The sequence below is a fragment of the Micromonospora sp. C28SCA-DRY-2 genome (assembly GCF_030519475.1).
In the GTDB taxonomy this organism is placed as follows: Bacteria; Actinomycetota; Actinomycetes; order Mycobacteriales; family Micromonosporaceae; genus Micromonospora.
In genome coordinates, this window is sequence record NZ_JAUMKD010000002.1 from 64,724 (window position 1) to 83,082 (window position 18,359).

The 18,359-nt window shown below is 75.7% G+C and carries 18 protein-coding genes; 5 read left to right on the forward strand and 13 right to left on the reverse strand.

Annotation, left to right across the window (positions count from 1 at the left end):
* Positions 1–64 precede the first annotated feature (64 nt).
* From Q3W71_RS30945 to Q3W71_RS08700, 6 genes are all read right to left on the reverse strand, one after another.
* A complete protein-coding gene (locus tag Q3W71_RS30945; protein WP_368050408.1) occupies positions 65–160 on the reverse strand; it encodes a putative leader peptide in 96 nt (31 codons plus the stop codon).
* A gap of 74 nt (positions 161–234) precedes the next feature.
* On the reverse strand, positions 235–1,458 hold the full coding sequence (locus Q3W71_RS08680; protein ID WP_302918808.1) for a bifunctional RNase H/acid phosphatase: 1,224 nt from the start codon (positions 1,456–1,458) through the stop codon (positions 235–237).
* A gap of 3 nt (positions 1,459–1,461) precedes the next feature.
* Positions 1,462–2,199 carry a zinc ribbon domain-containing protein gene (locus Q3W71_RS08685; RefSeq protein WP_302918809.1) on the reverse strand — a complete coding sequence of 246 codons (738 nt, stop codon included), beginning with the start codon at positions 2,197–2,199 and terminating at the stop codon, positions 1,462–1,464.
* Positions 2,196–3,026 carry a Nif3-like dinuclear metal center hexameric protein gene (locus tag Q3W71_RS08690; protein ID WP_302919634.1) on the reverse strand — a complete coding sequence of 277 codons (831 nt, stop codon included), beginning with the start codon at positions 3,024–3,026 and terminating at the stop codon, positions 2,196–2,198. Before Q3W71_RS08690 ends, Q3W71_RS08685 begins: the two co-directional genes overlap by 4 nt.
* Before the next feature lie 95 nt (positions 3,027–3,121).
* Positions 3,122–3,703 carry a flavoprotein gene (locus tag Q3W71_RS08695; RefSeq protein ID WP_302918810.1) on the reverse strand — a complete coding sequence of 194 codons (582 nt, stop codon included), beginning with the start codon at positions 3,701–3,703 and terminating at the stop codon, positions 3,122–3,124.
* 16 nt (positions 3,704–3,719) lie between these two features.
* Entirely contained in the window at positions 3,720–4,946 is a 1,227-nt protein-coding gene (locus Q3W71_RS08700) for a helix-turn-helix domain-containing protein (RefSeq protein ID WP_302918811.1), read from the reverse strand.
* Positions 4,947–5,183: 237 nt separating this feature from the next.
* Here Q3W71_RS08700 and Q3W71_RS08705 point away from each other — a divergent pair, with 237 nt between their 5' ends.
* The gene (locus tag Q3W71_RS08705; protein WP_302918812.1) at positions 5,184–5,864 is read left to right on the forward strand and encodes a bifunctional DNA primase/polymerase; all 681 of its coding nucleotides are present in this window, start codon (positions 5,184–5,186) and stop codon (positions 5,862–5,864) included.
* A gap of 79 nt (positions 5,865–5,943) precedes the next feature.
* Positions 5,944–6,105, forward strand: a complete 162-nt coding sequence (locus Q3W71_RS08710) for a hypothetical protein (RefSeq protein WP_302918813.1) — start codon at positions 5,944–5,946, stop codon at positions 6,103–6,105.
* A 36-nt stretch (positions 6,106–6,141) separates the two neighbouring features.
* Here Q3W71_RS08710 and Q3W71_RS08715 read toward each other — a convergent pair whose 3' ends face one another.
* Genes Q3W71_RS08715 through Q3W71_RS08735 form a run of 5 tightly spaced genes read right to left on the reverse strand, consistent with a single transcriptional unit; the run spans position 6,142 to position 12,393 of the window.
* Positions 6,142–6,864 carry an FAD:protein FMN transferase gene (locus tag Q3W71_RS08715; RefSeq protein WP_302918814.1) on the reverse strand — a complete coding sequence of 241 codons (723 nt, stop codon included), beginning with the start codon at positions 6,862–6,864 and terminating at the stop codon, positions 6,142–6,144.
* A 49-nt stretch (positions 6,865–6,913) separates the two neighbouring features.
* A complete protein-coding gene (locus Q3W71_RS08720) occupies positions 6,914–7,501 on the reverse strand; it encodes an FMN-binding protein (protein WP_302918815.1) in 588 nt (195 codons plus the stop codon).
* A gap of 10 nt (positions 7,502–7,511) precedes the next feature.
* Positions 7,512–8,975 carry a ferredoxin reductase family protein gene (locus Q3W71_RS08725; RefSeq protein ID WP_302918816.1) on the reverse strand — a complete coding sequence of 488 codons (1,464 nt, stop codon included), beginning with the start codon at positions 8,973–8,975 and terminating at the stop codon, positions 7,512–7,514.
* Positions 8,972–10,351: a DUF1501 domain-containing protein gene (locus Q3W71_RS08730; protein ID WP_302918817.1), complete on the reverse strand. Its 1,380-nt coding sequence runs from the start codon at positions 10,349–10,351 to the stop codon at positions 8,972–8,974. Before Q3W71_RS08730 ends, Q3W71_RS08725 begins: the two co-directional genes overlap by 4 nt.
* Before the next feature lie 8 nt (positions 10,352–10,359).
* The gene (locus tag Q3W71_RS08735) at positions 10,360–12,393 is read right to left on the reverse strand and encodes a DUF1800 domain-containing protein (protein WP_302918818.1); all 2,034 of its coding nucleotides are present in this window, start codon (positions 12,391–12,393) and stop codon (positions 10,360–10,362) included.
* A gap of 480 nt (positions 12,394–12,873) precedes the next feature.
* On the opposite strand from Q3W71_RS08735, the gene Q3W71_RS08740 reads away from it, so the two are divergent.
* Positions 12,874–13,131, forward strand: a complete 258-nt coding sequence (locus Q3W71_RS08740; protein ID WP_302918819.1) for a DUF3040 domain-containing protein — start codon at positions 12,874–12,876, stop codon at positions 13,129–13,131.
* Here the strand turns inward: Q3W71_RS08740 and Q3W71_RS08745 are convergent.
* Positions 13,126–14,058, reverse strand: a complete 933-nt coding sequence (locus tag Q3W71_RS08745; RefSeq protein WP_302918820.1) for an SWIM zinc finger family protein — start codon at positions 14,056–14,058, stop codon at positions 13,126–13,128. The genes Q3W71_RS08740 and Q3W71_RS08745 overlap by 6 nt on opposite strands.
* Positions 14,059–14,110: 52 nt before the next feature.
* Positions 14,111–17,341 carry a DEAD/DEAH box helicase gene (locus Q3W71_RS08750; protein ID WP_302919635.1) on the reverse strand — a complete coding sequence of 1,077 codons (3,231 nt, stop codon included), beginning with the start codon at positions 17,339–17,341 and terminating at the stop codon, positions 14,111–14,113.
* A 64-nt stretch (positions 17,342–17,405) separates the two neighbouring features.
* On the opposite strand from Q3W71_RS08750, the gene Q3W71_RS08755 reads away from it, so the two are divergent.
* Together Q3W71_RS08755 and Q3W71_RS08760 are read left to right on the forward strand one after the other, a co-directional pair.
* A complete protein-coding gene (locus Q3W71_RS08755; RefSeq protein WP_302918821.1) occupies positions 17,406–18,146 on the forward strand; it encodes a carbohydrate kinase family protein in 741 nt (246 codons plus the stop codon).
* Positions 18,101–18,268, forward strand: coding sequence for a PfkB family carbohydrate kinase (locus Q3W71_RS08760; RefSeq protein WP_302918822.1), 168 nt, complete (start codon positions 18,101–18,103; stop codon positions 18,266–18,268). Before Q3W71_RS08755 ends, Q3W71_RS08760 begins: the two co-directional genes overlap by 46 nt.
* Positions 18,269–18,359 lie beyond the last annotated feature (91 nt).

An 18,359-nucleotide genomic window follows, 5' to 3' on the forward strand; every position in this document is an offset into this window, starting at 1 on the left:
CGGGGCCGGAGACCTGCGGAACGGGTGGATGCGGCAGCAGCGCGCGAGGACGGCGAACCCGGCGTCAGAGGGAGCGTCGACAGGCGGCGCTGGCGACGCGCAGCAGGTCGATGTGACCCCGCTTGGTCAGGTGAACGCTGCGCACGAAACCGATCTTCATCGGCTGCCGGTGGGCTGTCAACAAGTTCCCGGATCGTCCAGGGTGGCCGCCGGCATCCTCCCGGCTGGTGGGAGCTAGTCCGCTCCGGCGAGGTGGGCGGTGTCGTTGACGGTGCGCACGGCGATGCCGCCGTCGGGCCACCGGTCCAGCACCGAGATGCCGGCGGCGTCCAGGAAGAGCCGGTGCAGGAAGGCGTCACCGGCCGCGAGCGCGTCGCGCAGCGCGAGCTTGATCGGCGAGACGTGCGAGACCACCACCACGGTCTCCCCCGGGTACGCCTCGACCAGCGCGTCCAACTCCCGGCGGGTGCGCTCGGCCACCGCCGCGAACGACTCCCCGTCCGGCGGGGCCACCCGGGTGGAGGCGAGCCAGGCGTCCATCTCGCCGGGCCACCCCTCGCGCACCTCGGCGAAGGTCCGCCCCTCCCAGGCGCCGAAGTCGCACTCGATCAGGTCGTCCGCCCGGCGTACCGGCACGCCGCCGAGCGCGGCGGCGATCGCCTCGGCGGTCGCCGTACACCGGGACAGCGGGGAACTGACCACTGCCGCGACCCTCGGCGCCAGCTCGGCCACCCGGGCGCCGGTGGCCCGGGCCTGGGCCCGGCCCCGGTCGGAGAGCGGCACGTCGCCACGACCGGAGTAGCGGCGCTGCTCGGTGTACTCGGTCTCGCCGTGCCGCACCAGGATCAACCGGGTGGCGGTGAAGCTCGGGCGCGGCTCCCAGGAGGCGGGGGCGGTGGCCGGGTCGGTGCCGGTGGTCCGCCCCGACGCGGCGCGGGCGGCCGCCTCGCGGGCCTGCTGCCGGCCCGCCGGCTCGGGGCCGGCCAGCTCGCGCGGGGGCTCCACCACACGTGGCGGCTCGACGGCCGGGGCCACCGGCGCGGCGCCGGCGGCGGCGTCCATCGCGGCGTTGGCCAGGGCGTCGGCGTGCCGGTTGCGCTCCCGCGGGATCCAGCTGAACCGCACCGCCGCGAACCGCTCGACCAGGCCCGCCGCCTGGGCGGCGAGCGGACGCAATCCGGGGTGCTTGATCTGCCAGCGGCCGCACATCTGCTCGACCACCAGCTTGGAGTCCATCCGGGCCTCCACCTCGGCGGCGCCCAGTTCGGCGGCGGCCGCCAGCCCGGCGATCAGCCCCCGGTACTCGGCCACGTTGTTGGTGGCCACCCCGATCGACTCGGAGCGCTCGGCGAGCACCTCGCCGGTGTCGGGGTCGCGGACCACCGCGCCGTAGCCGGCCGGGCCCGGGTTGCCCCTCGATCCACCGTCGGCCTCGACGACCACCACGCGCGGCGCCACGGGCTACAGACCGGACTCGTTGGTACGCACCATGATCCGCCGGCACTCCTCGCAGCGGACCACGTCGTCCGGGTCCGCCTTGCGGATCCGGGCCAGGTCGGCGCCGGAGAGTTCGAGCCGGCAGCCGCCGCACCGGCCGGCGGCGAGCAGCGCCGCGCCGAGCCCGGTGTCCTCGCGGATCTTGTCGTAGAGCTGCACCAGGTCGGCCGGGAGGTCGGCGGCGAGCGGCCGGCGGGCCGACTGCTTGAACTCCTCCTCCTTGCCGATCTCGGCCAGCGCCTCGTCCCGGCGCCGCTCGGTGGCGTCCCGCTGCTCCCGGGTCTCGGCCAGCCGGCGCTCCACGTCGTCGAGCACCGCCTGCGCGGTCTCCCGCTGCTCCATCAGCTCCAGCTCGGCGTCCTCCAGGTCACCCTGCCGGCGGTTGAGCGAGGCCAGCTCGTGCTGGAGCGCCTCCAGCTCGCGGGCCGGGCCGCTGCCGGCGGCGAGCCGCGCCTCGTCCTTGGCCTTGCGGGCCCGCACCTGGTCGATGTCCTTCTCCAGCCGGGCGATGTCCCGGTCCAGGTCGTCGACCGCCACCTGGGCGCGGACGCGCTCGTCCTCCAGCGCCGACAGCTGGCGGGCCAGCGCCTCCAGCTCGGCCCGCTCGGGCAGCGCGCGGCGGCGGTGGGCGAGCTGGGCGAGCGCGGTGTCGATCGCCTGGAGGTCGAGCAGGCGGCGCTGGACCTGGGGGTCAGCCTTCACGGTCGGGGCTCCTTGTCGTCCACCGCGGGTGGGGCGGCGTGTACGGTCCACGGGTCGGTGTCCAGGTCGGACACCAGCGTCTCGACACCCGGCGTCGCCCGCAGCAGGGCGGCCAGGTCGTCCAGCCACGGTCGTTCGGTCGCCCAGTGGGCGGCGTCCAGCAGCGCCGGCCCCTCGGCGGCGAGGTGCTCGCCGGCCGGGTGGTGGCGCAGGTCGGCGGTGAGGAACGCGTCCACCCCGGCGGCGGTCGCGTCGGCCAGGAAGGCGTCGCCCGAACCGCCGCTGACGGCGAGGGTACGCACCATCCGCCCGGGATCGCCCGCGGCGCGCACGCCCCAGGCGGTGACCGGGAGCACGGCGGCGGCGTGCCGGGCCAGCTCGGCCAGGGTCATCGGCTCCGGCAGCTCGCCGATCCGGCCGATCCCCCGCCCGGCGCCGTGCGCCGGTGACCCGGGCGCGGGCGGGTGCAGCGGGCGCAGCCCGGTCAGCCCGAACCGGGCGGCAAGCGCGTCGGAGACGCCCGGAGCGGCCACGTCGGCATTGGTGTGCGCGACGTACAGGGCCACGTCCGACTTGATCAACTGGTGGACGATCCGCCCCTTGTACGTGGTGGGCGCCACCGAGGAGACCCCGCGCAGCAGCAGCGGGTGATGGGCGACGATCATGTCGACGCCCGCGGCGAGCGCCTCGGCGACCGTCTCGGGCACCACGTCGACCACGCACAGCACCCGGCGTACGGGGGCGCAGGGCTCGCCCAGCACCAGCCCGACCCGGTCCCACTCCTCCGCCCAGACCGGCGGGTAGCGCCGCTCCAGCTCGGCCACCACGTCGGCGACGGTCGGCGGAACTGCGGTTGTGCTCACGGCGGGCCAGCTTACCGGTACCCGGGCGGCCCGGGCGGATGCTCGGGCGCGGCGGTTGGTCAGGCCACTGCCGGGCCGACCCGGCAGAGCCGGTCGCGCACCGCGGAGAGCGGCAGCGCCCACGGGAAGGCGCTCAGGTGCCGCTCCCCGGTTCCGGGCGGGTGCAGCGGGACGACCTGGTCGCCGAAGAGCACCGTCACCCCCCACTCGGCGAGCCGCGCCAGGCCGCTGCGGAACGCCGGGTGGCGGGCCATCGCCGTGTTGGTGAACGGCACCGCGACCAGCGGCACCCCCAGGCCCTGCGCCTCGACCAGCAGGCCGAGCGCGAGGGTGTCGGTGATCCCGGCCGCCCACTTGTTGACCGTGTTGACAGTGGCCGGGCAGACGATCATGGCGTCGGCCGGCGGCAGGACGTCCGGGTCACCCGGGTTCTTGTAGTGGGTCCGCACCGGGTGACCGGTCTGCCGGGCCAGCGCGGCCCGGTCGACGAACTTCGCGCCGTCCGGCGTGGTGATCACGCAGACGTCCCAGCCGTCCTGCTGGGCCAGCTCGACGAGCCGGCCGACGTGGCGCGCCAGCGGCGATCCGCAGGCGATGACGTAGAGCACCTCGCGGCGCTCGGTGTGCTGCCGGCCGGTCATCAGACCGGCTCCGCGCTCATACCCCTACTCCCATGTGCTCAGCCAACTCCGCGATCGGAGAAGGCGGCGCACCACGTGTGCGACGCAGGATGTCGGACATCACCTCGTGGGCGATCGGCCGGCAGCGGATCTCGGACGGCGCCAGCCGGTCGCCGCGCAGCAGCATCTCCCCGGCGTTGGCCACGTCGCCGATCTGGGCGTAGCCGCGGGCGATGTCGAGCAGGTGGTGCGCCCGCCGCTCGGGCAGCAGCGCGTTGAACGCCGGTTCCGGGATGCGCTGGTGCACCTCGACCGCCCGGCCGCCGTCGCCCAGTTCGACGGCCGCCGCCGCCCGGTGCAGCTCGAGGTTGGTCGGCCCGAACGAGGTCCAGTAGTGGTTCTCGTCGCCACCGAGCAGCCGGGCCGCCTCCCCGGCGCCGTTGAGCAGGTCGTCGACGGTGGCCGAGTCGCCGATCCGGGACGCGGCCATGGCACCCTGCAGCAGCAGCATGCCGTAGACGGAGAGCCGTTCCGGGGAGGCGTCGTTGCTCCCGCCGGGGGCGAGCCGGTTGGCGATGGTGACGTTCAGCTCCAGCGCGGGACGGGACCGTCCCATCGCGGCCAGCGCGTTGCAGACCCGGGTGGTGGCGATGCCGGCGAGCAGTTGGTCGTCGGCGCGCTGGGCGACCGCCATGGACCGGTCGGCGGCGAGCCAGGCCAGGTCGCACTCGCCCAGCTTGCGCAGCACCGAGGAGGCGATCTGGTAGACCTGCCCGAGCAGGTGGGCCGCCTCGCGGGCCTGGTCGCCGCCGTAGCCGGCGTCCGCGGCCTGGGCGTCGCGCAGCAGCTTGGGCAGCGCCCGGGTGAGCATCCCGTAGCGGCCGTACTGGTAGGTGAGCCAGGCGTGGTTGACCGCCTTGCGCATGTCGGCCAGCGGCGGCGGGTGCGGCGCCGCGTCGAAGTAGGCGCTCATCGCGTCGTAGCGCTCCAGGGCGGCCCGGATCTCCTGGACCTCGACCTGGTCGATGCAGTTCAACGCGTCGGTACGCCGCTCCGGGTCCTTGCCGAGCAGCAGTTGCACGTCGACCTGGAGGATGTCGGCGATCTCGTAGACGACGGAGAACTTGTCGAGCCGGCGCACCCCGCGCTCGACCTTGTCCACCCAGCTCTTCGACTTGCCCAGCCGGTCCGCGAAGACCTGCTGCGACATCTTGCGCCGCCCGCGCCAGTAGGCCACCCGCCGCCCGATGGGTAACTCGTCCATCCCGTCCCTCCCCTGGTGCGACCCCCGGCCGTGGCCGGCTGACCCCCTCGCGGTTGCGGGCGCGCGGCAGGTCTCAGGTTTTCGCTGGTCGCACACTCTGTGCGTCAGCCGTACAGCCAGTCCTCGTAGTTTTCGTGCAACTTGCATCAGCCGTTCGTCAACTCAACGATCGTGGGTTACGGCAGTGACGGTGTTCGACATGCGACCTGGGTGCCCGACCGGGCCCGCCGAGGGGAGATGGCACACATGTGGGGGAACGTCGGACCACGCGTCGTCCAACTGTCGCCGTTGGAACGGGTCCGGCTGCGCCGGGTGGCCGTCCGCTACGCACTGCACGGCTGGGAGGTGACCCCGGGCGCCTGCCTGGCGCGGAGCCGGTTCGTCTGCGGCCGCGCCGGCTGCCCCACGGTCGGCTGCCATCCCGCGCTGGAGAACTGGGAGCACGCGGCCAGCGCCGACCCGGCGCGGGTGGCCACCTGGTGGCGCACCCGGCCGCACGGCGTGCTGCTGCCCACCGGCCGGGCGTTCGACGTGCTGGAGGTCGCCGCGCACCTCGGCCGGCGGGTCCTCGACGCGGTGCAGACCCACCCGGCCGGCCTCGGCGTACGCGGGCCGGTGCTGGTGACCCCCACCGGCCGCTGGATGTTCCTGGTCCGCCCCGGCGACCCGTTGCGGCCGGAGCTGGACCACTGCTTCCAGGTGGTCCGGCACGGGCCCGGGTCGTGGATCCCCGCGCCGCCGACCCGGCTGCCCGAGGGCACCGTCCGCTGGGCCGTCGCCCCGGAACAGGCCCGCTGGCGGCTGCCCGACTCCTACCTGGTGCAGAACGCGCTGATCGACGCGCTGCGGGCCACCGGCGTGACGCTGACCTCGGAGCTGCTCCCCGGCCACCTCCCGTTGCCGCGCCGCGGGATGTGAACCCCGCCCGGGCAGCGTCGCCGGCCGGCCCGTCCTCGTTGCACAGGGCGACGGCGCAGACGCCAGGAGCGGGGGTTGCATGTCCACCGACGACACCACGCGCCAGCCGGACGGCACCGAGCCGCCCCGGCACAGCCGCCCGCGGTACCGCTGGGCGGGCACCCGGCCCGCCGGCGCCCGCCCGGGCCGGCCCCGGCCGGCCGGCTCCCGGCCCGCCGGCACCCACCGCCCGGCCCGCTGAGGCGCAGGCGGAGGCGGCGATCGCACCCGGCACCGGTCAGCCGGTCAGCGGGAGGCCGGCGGAGTGCAGCAGCCGGCCGTCCTCGGTGACGACCGCGTGCTGGTGCCCGGCGAGCCGGTCCAACCAGCCGATGCCGGCGACGCCCATCGCCACCGCCGCGGTGGCGTACGCGTCGGCGACGCCGAGGTCCGGCCCGACCACGGTGACCGAGCGCAGGCCGCTGGCCGGCACGCCCCGGCGGGGGTCCCGCACGTGCGCGCCGCGCTCGTACCCCCCGGAGGTGGCGACGGCCAGGTCGGTGCCGGTCAGCACCAGGCAGGTGGCCATCGGGTCCCACGGGTGCCGGACGCCGATCCGCCACGGCCGGCCGCTGGCCGAGCGCCCGCGCACCCGCACGTCCCCGCCGGCGTTCAGGCAGTGGTTCGCCGCGCCCGCGGCGAGCAGCCGGTCCGAGGCCACCTGCGCCGCCCAGCCCTTGACGTAACCGGACGGGTCGAGCCGGCCGGTGGCGTACGCGTCGAAGAAGCCGTCGGTGGCGGCCCACAGGTCCGCGCAGCGCGCCAGCACGTCGCGCAGGTCGGCCGAGCCGTCGGCGACCGCCAGCTCGCCCCGGTCCACCCGGCACACCTCGCTGTCCGGCCGGTACGTGCTGAACCGGGCGTCCACCTCGCGCAGCCAGCCGAACACCCCGTCGGCCAGCCCGGTCAGCTCGGCGGTGGGCAGGTCGTCGGCCAGGTCCAGGCTGATCGCCGTACCCATGACCTGCTCGACCCGGCGCAGCCCGGGCCGGGTCGGCGCGGCCGACACCTCAGCCGGCCCGGTCGAGGGCGGCCTGCAACGACCGCCGGTACGACTCGCTGGTGGCGGTGGCCCCGGAGACGGTGTCCAGGTCAGCGCTCTGCTGCTGCACCACCAGCCCGCCGGTGCCGCTGTACCGGTCGTCGACCTGCTCACTGCGCTGGTCGGACTGGGCCGTCTCCGCGGGCAGTTCCAGCGCCACCACGTTGACGATCCGCGACCCGGAGAGGGTGATCTGCACCTGGACGTTGCCGTACTCGTTCTCCACCACCGGCCCGGTCACCGTGCGGGTGCTCGGCTGCGCCGGCCTGCTGCTGGTCCGCGGCGCGGACGGGGTCCGGGTGCCGGCGCCGGGCCGGCTCGCGGGCGGGCGGGCGGTGGTGCGGGTGGGCCGGGGTGAGGCGGTGCCGCCGGCCGGTGTCGGGCGCGCTCCGGCCGTCGCCTCGGGGGGCGCCGAGCCGGCCCCGGGGGCCACCGGCCGGCCGTCGACCGGCAGGCCCTGGGCGGCCACCTGGGTGGTGTCCGGCCCGCCCTTGAGCACCACCATCGCGGTGGTGCTGGCCGCCAGGCCGGTGATCGCGAGGAGTGCGCGGCGCATGGATGCCTCTCTACAGCTCGAACGTGGCGAGGTGGATCTGGCGGCTTGGCACGCCGGCCTGCCGGAGCACCCGGAGCGACTGCTCGACCAGGCCGGGCGGCCCGCAGAGGTAGACGTCCCGGCGGGCGACGTCGGGCACCAGCCGGCGCAGCCCGTCCGGGCTCATCACCTGCCGGGGGCCGGGGTCGTGGCGGGAGCCGATGACGTACCAGACGGAGACCTGCCGGGCCTGGGCCAGCCAGTCCAGCTCCCGGCCGAGCAGCACGTCGGCCGGGGTCCGGGCCCGGTAGATCAGCGCCGCGCCGGGCGGCAGCTCCTCCAGCATCGCCCGGATCGGGGTGATCCCGCTGCCGCCGGCGATCAGCAGGGCCCGCTCCCGGGTGCGGTGCGCGGCGGTGAAGGTGCCCGACGGCCCCTGCACCCAGACCCGGGTGCCCGGGTCGAGATCGCGCAGGTCGGCGGTGTGCGTGCCGACCACCTTGACGGTCAGCCGCAGCCACCGGCCGTTGGCCGCGGCGGAGACCGAGAACGGGTGGGACTGCCACCAGCAGCCCCGGGTGAGGAACCGCCAGCGGAAGAACTGGCCGCCGAGCAGCTCCATCCGGTCCAGCCGCCGGCCGGTCAGGTAGATCGAGATGGTGTCCGGGCTCTCCGCGACCACGTCGGCGACCTGCAACCGGTGCCGCAGGTTGAACGCCAGCGGGGCGAGCACCCGGCCCCCGAGCAGGGCGGCGACCACCAGCACGTACAGGGCGATCCAGAAGGTGCGCACCGGACCGGGGCGGAACAGCTGCGCGCCGTTGCTGAACTGGTGGCCGAAGCCGAGCAGCAGCACCGGATAGGCGGACAGGTGCAGGGCGTGCCACAGCTCGTACGGCAGGGCGGTGCGGATGGCCCGGATGCTGGTGAAGCCGACCAGCACCATGAGGCCGGCCGCGGCGAACGCGGACACCATGTCCTCGTAGTCGCGCAGCAGCACCCCCGCCTCGGTGAGCACCGAGTTGTCCTCCAGGCCGGCGTAGCCGACCAGGATCAGCGAGGTGTGCGCGAGCACCGCGACCAGCAGGGTGGCGCCGACGTCCCGGTGCCAGCGGGCCAGTTGCTCACCGCCGATCCACCGTTCCAGCACCGGCAGCCGGCTCATCATGAACACCTGCACCAGCAGCAGGTAGCCGGCGACCAGACCGGTGATCCGGCCGGCCGCGGTGAGCGCGGCGGCGGAGTCGCGCAGCGAGCCGGCCGGGGTGTCCAGCCACCAGGGCAGCACGCTGGCCAGCAGGCCGACCGCGAGCAGGGCGGCCAGCAGCCGCCGGCCGCCGGGTCCGCGCCGCGGCGGTACGTCCGCGGCCCGGCTCCCCGTCGTTCGCGACCGCGGGGCTCGCAGACCTGGCTCGCCCCTGGCGCTCACCGGCCGGCCGCCGTGCCGGGACGGGGTCCCGGTACGGCGGCCGGCGTGCGGGCGGGCGTACGTCACGCGTACAGCTTCATCGGGGTGTACTTCTGCCGGGGGAAGATCTTCTCCACCTCCGCGTTGGTGAGCCCGAAGCGACCCTGCGCGACGGCTCCGTAGACGTTGAACATGTTGTTGTATTCGGGTACGTCGCCGGAGTCGAGATCGTTCAATCCGTTCCAGGTGCCGAGCAGCGAGCCGGCCAGCTTCCGTCCGGACAGGATGGTGACCACGCCGCCGTGGCCGTGGTCGGTGCCGCCGCCGTTGGAGGCGACCCGCCGGCCGAACTCGCTGGACACCATGATCGTCACGTCGTCGGCCTGGTCGCCGAGGTCGGTGAAGAACGCGGCCATCGCGTCGGCCAGCTCGGTCAGCCGCCGGTGCAGCTGGCCGCCGGCCCGGGTGCCCTGGTTCTCGTGGGTGTCGTAGCCACCCATCCCGACCGTGGCCACCCGGACGTTGGCGCCGCCCTTGATGAGCTGGGCGAGCTGCTGGAAGGCGCGGCCGACGCCCTCGTAGCGCACGCCCTCGGCCGGCTGGTACGGCTTGGCGGCCAGCTTCTGCGCGGTGGCCAGCGCGCCCAGGCCGGACTGCACGGCCTCCTCGACCGGGTGGTTGATCCCGGTGAACAGCCCCTTGATCGCCTTCTCGGTGGCGGCGCGGAACCGGTCGTCGCCGTTGAGCCGCAGCGAGCCGACGCTGTTCAGCGACAGCGCGCCGTTGGTGCCGACCAGCGAGCGGGGCAGCGTGCTGCCGATGCCGACGCTGCGGAACGCGGTGCCCTTGCCGAGCGCGTCGACCAGGCTGTCCAGCCAGCCCCGGCCACCGGTCTCGCCCGGCAGGCCGCCCAGGTTGCAGGCGTCCGCGGCCTGGAAGTGGCTGCGGGAGAGCCGCTCGTCGGAGACGGCCGGGACGAAGCCGAGCCGGCCGGACTTCAGCCACGGCTCCAGCGACTTGAACGCGCTGGTCAGCTTGAACCCGCGGCCCAGCGCCAGGGAGTCGTCGGCGAGCAGCAGGTCGGGGCGGGCCTTGGCGAGCACCGGGTCGTCCGCCGGGGCCACCAGGCTCAGCCCGTCCAGCCCGCCGTAGAGGAAGACGTGGACCAGCGTGCCGGTCTTGGTGGCGGCGAACGACGCCGAGGTGGTGACGAACTGGGCGGTGGCCAGCGCGGTGGCGGTGGCGGCGGCGCCGGCGACGAAGGTGCGCCGGGTCACCCCCCGCCCGTCCTGCTGGGCCTCCTCCAGGTCCTCCAGCCGCCGGTAGCGGTCCCGCTCGGCGGCGTTCTCGGCGGCGACGACGTCGGCCTCCGCGCGCAGCAGCGCCTCGGCCGGGTTGTCGGCCAGCCGCCGCAGGTCGGGGCATTCGGGGTGCAGGGGGTACGAGTACACGGTCTTCTCCATCGAATGCCTCACCGGAGGTGGTGCTGGGGGGACGCGAGGATCGCCCGCGCGACGGCGGCGATGGCCCCGTTGAAGGTGGCGTCGACCCGGGTGCCGGCCGAGACGCCGGCCACGCCGAGGATCAGCGCCCTCTCCCGGGCCGAGAGCTTCTGCTGCACCAGCCGCTTGGCCAGCGCGTCCACGTACGCCCCGGCGGTGGCCGGCGGCTTGGCGACCAGCTTCTCCGGCCGGGTGTAGGTGAACGTGGTGCGGTAGCCGGCCAGCAGGTCGCCGGCCTCGTTCCAGCCGTTGACCATGGTGCCGGCGGAGGTCCACGCGACGTAGACGTCCGGGTAGCCGTCCGGGGTGGGCTGGCCCATCGGGTACTGGCCCAGCTCGCGCAGCTTGTCGTGGATCTGCCGCAGGCCGCGGGCGAACGGGGTGCGCTTGTTGTCGCCGTTGTCGTGCTTCGGCGACGCCTCCGGCGAGACGCCGAGGGTGCGGTAGGTGGCGACCAGGTACTCCATCGGCCGGCGCACCTTCTGCCCCACCGCCGCCCAGAACTCCGAGGAGCTGAACAGCGTCATCAGCACCGGCTTCACCATGCCCTTGTTGGCCGTGTACGTCTTGGCCAGCCGGTCCACCAGGGACTTGGACGGGGTGTCCGAGACGAACCGGGTGGCCAGGCTCTGCGCCACGTACTTCGCGGTCGACGGGTGCAGCGCGAGGTAGGTCAGGTACGCGTCGATGGCCGCCTCGGCCTTCTTCGGGTCCTTCGAGTTGTTGGCGTGGGTGAAGCCGAGGATCTTCACCTTGCCGACGTAGTGCCGCTCCGGGCGGAAGACGTACTTGCCGTCGTTGACGCCCCGGCCGGTCTGGAGCAGGGCGGCCTGCCGGACGTCCTTCTCGGTGTAGCCGCCGTCCACGCCCACCGTGTACAGCTCGAGGTTCTCCCGGGCCAGGTTCTCGTTGACCGCGTCGGCCCGGGAGTCGTTCTGGTTCAGGTAGAGCAGCAGCGCGGGGTGCTTGTTGGCGGCCAGGAACATCTCCGGGTAGCTGCCCAGCGCGTGCGCCCGGACGACGTCCCGGTCGAACGAGGCCCGGTACACCTCGCCGCCGTCGAAGTCCGCCGCGACGTGCAGGAAGTCGTTCCAGAAGTCGACCATCACCTCGTACAGCTGGCGGTCGGACCAGATCTGCCGGGCGATGGTGGCCTCGACCACCTCCCGCTCCGGCTGGGCGCCCCGCTCGTTGAGCTGGTCGCGCTGGTCGCGCAGCTGCTGGGTGGAGAGCTTGAGGGTGGGCAGCTCGGCGAGCTTCAGCTCGGCCCGGGTCGGGGCGATCTTGTCGGGGTCGAGCTGCGCGCGCAGCCAGGCGTCGATGCCCTGCTCCCTGATGTCGGCGACCAGCTTGGGCGTGGCGCCGAAGGTGGCCCGCCGGGCGAGGTGCAGGACCGGGTCCTTGGCCAGCACCGTCTTGACGGTCACCGGGGTCTCCGCGGCGGCGGCCGCCGGCCCGGAGAAGGTCCGGCCGCCGGCCGGCGCGTTCCGCTTCAGCGCCTCGCCGGCCCGGGAGCCCATGTAGCTCTCGTTCTGCTCGGTGTAGGTACGCACCGTGCTCGGCTGCTGGCCGCTGGGCCGGGCGGCGGTGCCGTCGGTGACCGCGGTGCCGGTCGCGTCGCCCACCGGCTCGTCGCCGAAGAGGCCGCGCACCTGCGGGGTCATCGCGAGGGCGGCGCCGCCGGCGACCACCGCGGCGGTGCCGCCGAGTGCGGCGAGCGCCTTGCGGCGACCGACCGGGCGACCGCGCTCCTCGTCGTCGTCCAGGTTGGGCAGTCCGCCGCCGCCGGTCTGCTGGCCGAAGCCGCCGGCGGGGCCGGTCGGCTGGCCGAAGCCGTCCGGACCGACCCACTGTGGTCCGCGCGGGGGGTACTCCGGTTGGAGGGAGCGGTGTCCGTGCGGGGTGGACGCGTCCGGCTCGCGGTATCCGGTGCTGGGGTGCTGTCGTGCGTCCCAGCCGCGGTCGTCCCACGGTCGCCGTGGTGGCACATTCTGGTCGGCCATGTACCAATCCCGATTTCTACCGTGCGCCGGCACGGCTGCGACCAGCGAGGGGTCGAGGTGCGGCGACTGTTGCCTGAGGGGGTTGCCCGGCAAGGTAGTGAAGGGGTCGGGCCGCCTCAAGGCGTGCCGTACGGCCCCAGGAGGGCACTTAAGACACCCCTCAGCGGCGCGCCGCCCGGCGGGTCCGGTGCCCGGCCGGTCCCGGAGGCCCGGAGCAGGGCCGACACGTCCCCCGCCGCCCCGGACGTAACGTTTCCGCCGTACGCGACGCTTTTAGCGCCGTTCAACGGCACAGCGAAACTTAAGGTCCGGATAAGCCTGTGCTGAGGTGTCCGGGAGGTGCTCGCCCGGGCGTCGGCTCCCCGCGCGTGACGGCCCCCGCGGTGCCCGCGCGGCGGGCCAAACTGGCAGCAGGAGGGGCGTGAGCCGCCGCCGCAACGGGTATGCCGCCGAACCGCTGAACGCGTGAGGGGAAGGCACATGCTCAGCAAAGAGGATCAGCGCAGGTTCGAGCAGATCACCCGTCACCTCCGGGAGAGCGACCCGGCGTTCTTCGCCCGGCTGGACAACCGGGCCCGGGCCCGCCGCAGCCGCTATCTGATGCTGTTGACCATCGTGCTGTGGGCCTCGCTGCCGGCGGCGACGGTGCTGGGCGGCCGGCTGGCCGGCGCGATCTGCGCGGTGGTGCTGCTGGCCAACGCCGCCGTGATGTGGCGGTACCGGCGCCGCTGGCTATGACCCGCCGAGGGCCCGGTAGGCCCGCCGCAGCCGTTCCACCAGCCCCGGCCCGCCGATGGCGGGCGCCGGCGGGCCGAGCTGGCGCAGCAACAGGTCCGGCCCGGTGGCCAGGCTCGGCGGCCGGTCGGGCAGCGGCACCGGCGGGAGCCAGAACCGGTCCACCGCCTCGGCCAGTGGGGTCGGCGGCAGGCCGGCCACCGCCCGGGCGGCGCCGACCGCCGGCACGTCCGCAGTGCCCGCCGCCGGTCCGGCCGGGGCCGGCGCGGCCACGCCGTCCGGCCTGGACGGTCGATCGCCGGCTGCGGCGTCGTCCGCTCCGCCGGCCGCGGCGCGCAGCGCACGCAGCCGGTCGAGCAGCTCGGCGCGGGCCCGGCCCCGCCAGTGCAGCAGCTGGAACGGATCGGCGTCGAACGCCTCGGCGAGCAGATAGAAGGTCGCCGCCAGGTGCTTGCACGGCACGGCGAAGTCCGGGCAGCTGCAGCGCTGGTCCAGCTCGTCGATGCCGGCCGGGAAGAGCGGACCGCCGGCGGCGGTGAACAGCTCCTCCAGCTCGGCCGGCAGGTCACCGGCGAGCAGCCGGGCGCTGAAGAACGCCTGGGCGGCCAGGTCGTCCTCGATCCGGGCCCAGAGTGCGGCCGGGAACGGGGCCAGCGCGATGCGCACCTGGTACGGCTGCGCCCGGGAGCCCTGCACCACCGCGCTCACCACGCCGGGGGCGATGTCCAGGCTGACCACCTGGCCGGCCCGGGCGTACGACCGGCCGCGGGTCAGCCGGGTGCCGAGCGCGAACGACTCCAGCACCTCCAGGAAGCGCCGCGACCACCAGGACCGGCCGATGGCGCCCCGGGTGCTGCGGGCGCGCAGGCCGCCGTCGACCCGGCGGGGCCGGCCGTAGTCGGCGAACCGGCCCTGCGCTGTCTCGCTCACGGCACCGCTCCCCACCGCCGGGCGACGCCGTGCGGGGCGGTCACTGCTCCGCTCACTCCACCACCGCCCCGGCCTCCAGGCTGAACAGCTCGCGCAGCTGCGCGGTGGACAGTTCGGTGACCCACTGCTCGCCGGTGCCGACCACCCGCTCGGCCAGGCCGCGCTTGTCGGCGATCAGCGCGGCCACCTTCTCCTCCACCGTCCCGGCGCAGACGAACTTGCGTACCTGCACCCGGCGGCGCTGGCCGATCCGGAACGCCCGGTCGGTGGCCTGGTCCTCCACCGCCGGGTTCCACCACCGGTCGACGTGCACCACGTGGTTGGCGGCGGTCAGGGTGAGCCCGGTGCCGCCGGCCTTGAGCGAGAGCACGAACAGGGCGGGCCCGTCCGGCGACTGGAAGCGGGTGACCATCGCGTCCCGCTCGGCCTTGCCCACCCCGCCGTGCAGGAACAGCACCTCCCGGCCGAACCGGGCGGCGAGGTGCCCGCGCAGCATGCCGCCGAACTCGGCGTACTGGGTGAACAGCAGGGCCTTCTCCCCCGCCGCGAGCACCTCGTCGAGGATCTCCTCCAGCCGGGCCAGCTTGCCGGAGCGCCCGGCCAGCGGCGAGCCGTCGCGCAGCAGCTGGGCGGGGTGGTTGCAGACCTGCTTGAGCCGGGTCATGGTGGCCAGCACCAGCCCGCGCCGTTCGATGCCGTCGCTGGACTCGATCCGGGCCATCATGTCGTCGACCACCGCCTGGTAGAGCGAGGCCTGCTCGGCGGTCAGGTTGCAGACCACCTCCATCTCCAGCTTCTCCGGCAGGTCGGAGATGATCGACGAGTCGGTCTTGAGCCGGCGCAGCACGAACGGGCCGGTGATCCGGCGCAGCCGCTCGGCGGCCTCGGCGTCGCCGTGCCGCTCGATGGGTTCGGCGAACCGCTTCTTGAAGGTGGCCGCCGGGCCGAGCAGCCCGGGGTTGACGAACTGCATGATCGACCAGAGGTCGGCGAGCCGGTTCTCCACCGGGGTGCCGGTGACCGCGATCCGGTGCCGGGCCGGCAGCGCGCGTACTGCCTCGGCCTGGCGGGTGGCGGCGTTCTTGATCGCCTGGGCCTCGTCCAGCACCACCCGGTGCCAGTCGATGCCGGCCAGTTCCACGGCGTCGCGGGCGGCCACCGAGTAGGTGGTGAGCACCAGGTCCGCGTCGTGCACGGCCGTGCCGAACCGCGCCCCCCGGGCCCGCTCGGCGCCGTGGTGCACGTGTACGCGCAGCCCGGGCGCGAACCGGGCGGCCTCCCGCTGCCAGTTGCCGACCAGCGACATCGGGCAGACCAGCAGGGTCGGACCGGCCTGCGGCGGGTCCCCGGCGAGCAGCGCGAGCAGTTGCACGGTCTTGCCCAGCCCCATGTCGTCGGCGAGCACCCCGCCCAACCCGATGGACTGGAGGAAGGCCAGCCAGGCCAACCCTCGCCGCTGGTACGGCCGCAGCGTGCCGTGGAAGGTCGGCGGCGGGTCGAGCGGGGTGAGCCGCCGCTCCACCGCGCCGGCGAGCAGGTCGCCCAGCGCGCCGTCGGCGGTCACCTCCAGCACCGGCAGCGCGTCGGGCTGCTCGGCGTCGGAGAGGCCGAGCCGGAGCAGGTCGGCCACGGTCAGCTCGCCGGCCGAGCGGAGCAGCCGCAGCCCGGCGGCGAGCCGCTTCGGGTCCAGCTCCACCCAGCGGCCGCGCAGCCGGACCAGCGGGGTCTTCAACGCGGCCAGCGACGCCAACTCGTCAGCGGTCAGCGGCTGGTCGCCGAGGGCCACCTCCCAGCGGTAGTCGACCAGGGCGTCCAGCCCGACCCCGCCGGCGGCGGTGGCCACCGTGCCGGGCGCGGTCCGGCTGCGCGCCTGCAACCGGGCGCCCAGCCGCGACGAGGGGCGCTGCCACCAGGAGGGCAGCAGCACGGCGAAGCCGGCGGCGTGCAGCACCGGGGCGCCCTCGCGGAGGAACCGGTGCGCCCCCTCCACGTCCAGCTCCAGCGCCTCCGGTGTGGCGGTGCGCAACGCGACGTCCAGCTCCGGCCAGAGCCGGCTGGCCCGGCCCAGCTCGGCCAGCAGGGTCTCCTGCGGGCTGTCCAGCCGGCCGGCCAGCCCGCCCACCGCCTGCTCGGCGCGCCAGACCTGCCCGGCCGCGACGTGCAGGCTCGGCTCGTCGGCCGCCTGGAGGCCGAACTCGACGCGCCAGTGGCCCTGCTGCGCCACGGTCGCCGCCGGGTCGGCGGGCACCACGACGACCGGCTCGGTGATCTCGTCGGCGGGCGGCTCGACCAGCCGGAAGCTGGCCCGCACCGAGCCACCGGCGGCGTCGCGCTGCCAGCTCTCCAGCTCGGTGCGGAGGGTGTCCAGGGCGGCCGGGTCGGCGGTGAAGTCCCGGCGCGGGCCGGTGAGCGCGGCCAGCCAGGCCGGCACCGCGCCGTTGCGGCGCACCCCCCGGGCCAGCGAGATCTCCCCGAGCGCCGCCCGGGCGGCCGCGTCGGTGAGCGCGTCGAGGGCCCGCGCGACCAGCTCGCCGGCCGGCAGCTCCGCCGTCTGGGGGCTCACCGGCCGGCGATCGGTGGCTCGCGGACCGTCCGGGGCGCGCGGGCCGGCGGGCGGGCGTACGGCCGGGTCGAGCCGGTCCACCCGGAGCACCGCGCGGGCGGCCGGGGGCAGGGCCAGCGCGAGCGCCCGGGCCCAGGCCGCGTCGGTGCCGGTGAGCAGCGGCCGCCACACCGCCCGGGCCCCGCTGCCGTCGCCGCCGGCGCGGTCGGGGTCGCCGGCCGGATCCGCCGCCCGGGCGGGCGGGTCGGCGAGGCCGGGCAGGACCCGGCCCCGGGTGACCAGGTCGGCGGCGAACTCGGCCAGCTCGGCGAGGTGCCGCAGGGTGGCGCCGGGCGCCGCGGCGGCCAGGTCGAGGCGGCGCAGCAGCGCCCAGGCGGCGTCCGGGGCGTACACCAGGACGGGGACCCGCCAGCCGGCGAGGGTGACCGCCCCGCGGGCCGGCGCCACGGCGGCGGTGCGGACCAGCTCCGGTGAGTCCAGCGGCGACCCGGCCCGGGTGGGCAGGGTGAGCAGTGCGGTGCCGAGGTCGGCGGGGTCGGCGCCCTCGGCCAGCGCGGCGGCCAGCGTGGCGTGGTCGGCGGCGAACGGGTGCGGGCGCTCCCGGGGGGCGCGGCCGGGCCGACGGGGCGCGTCGCCCGGCCGGGTGCTGTCCTCGGCCCAGACGGCGAGGCCGCCGTCCGGACCGTCGCCGGGCAGCCACGACCCGTGGATGACCAGCACTCGCTCCCCCTCGTCGACGCCCGGGCCCAGGATAGGCGACCGGGGCAGGCTACCGTCGAACGCCATGTACGACCTGTTGGTGATCGGCGGCCTCGGGGTGGACGTGCGGGTGCGGGTGCCCGGGCTGCCGCTGCCGGCCGCCGACTCGGTGACCGTCGACCCGATCGACCTGCGGATCGGCAACACCGGCGCCGGGGTGGCCCTGGCCGCGCACGCGCTCGGCCTGCGGGTGGCGGTACTGGACGTGCTGGGCGCCGACCCGGCCGGGGACGTGGTCCGGGCCGCGCTGGCCCGCACCGGGGTGCACGCGGTGCTGGCCGACGCCCCGGCGGGCACCCGACGGTCGGTGAACCTGGTCGACCCGGCCGGCCGGCGGATGTCGCTCTACGACCCGCGGCCGTGGCGCGGGCCGGCCCCGTTCACCCCGGCCGAGCTGGCCGCGCTGGTGCGGGACGCCGCGCACGTCCACCTGTCGATCATGGATTGGACGCTCGACCTGCTGCCCGCGCTGCGCACCCGGCTCGCGCCGGGCGCCGCGGTCTCCACCGACCTGCACGACTGGGACGGCACCAACCCCTACCACCGCCCCTTCGCCGAGGCCGCCGACCTGGTCTTCGTCAGCGGCGTACGGCTGGACGGGACCGCCGGTCCGGTCGCCGCCGCGCTGGCGCCGCGCACGGTGGTGGTGACCCGGGGCGCGGCCGGCGCCGAGCTGCACCCGGGGCCCGGCCGGTGCCCCCCGCCGCGCCGCCGGCGCCGGTGCGGGACACCAACGGCGCGGGGGACGCCTTCGCGGCCGGCCTGATCGCCGCTCGGCTGCGCGGCGCGGCGCTGCCCGACGCGGCGGCGTACGCGGCCCGGGTGGCCGCCGCGGCCTGCACCCACGACGGCATGGAGTACCCGCCCGGCCTGCTGCCGCGCCCCTGACGGCCCGGCCCCGCTGCTCCGGCCACGCGGCTCCGGCCACGCTGCTCCGGCCACGTGGGCCGGGTCGCGGCCCGGGTCGCCGTCGACGGCG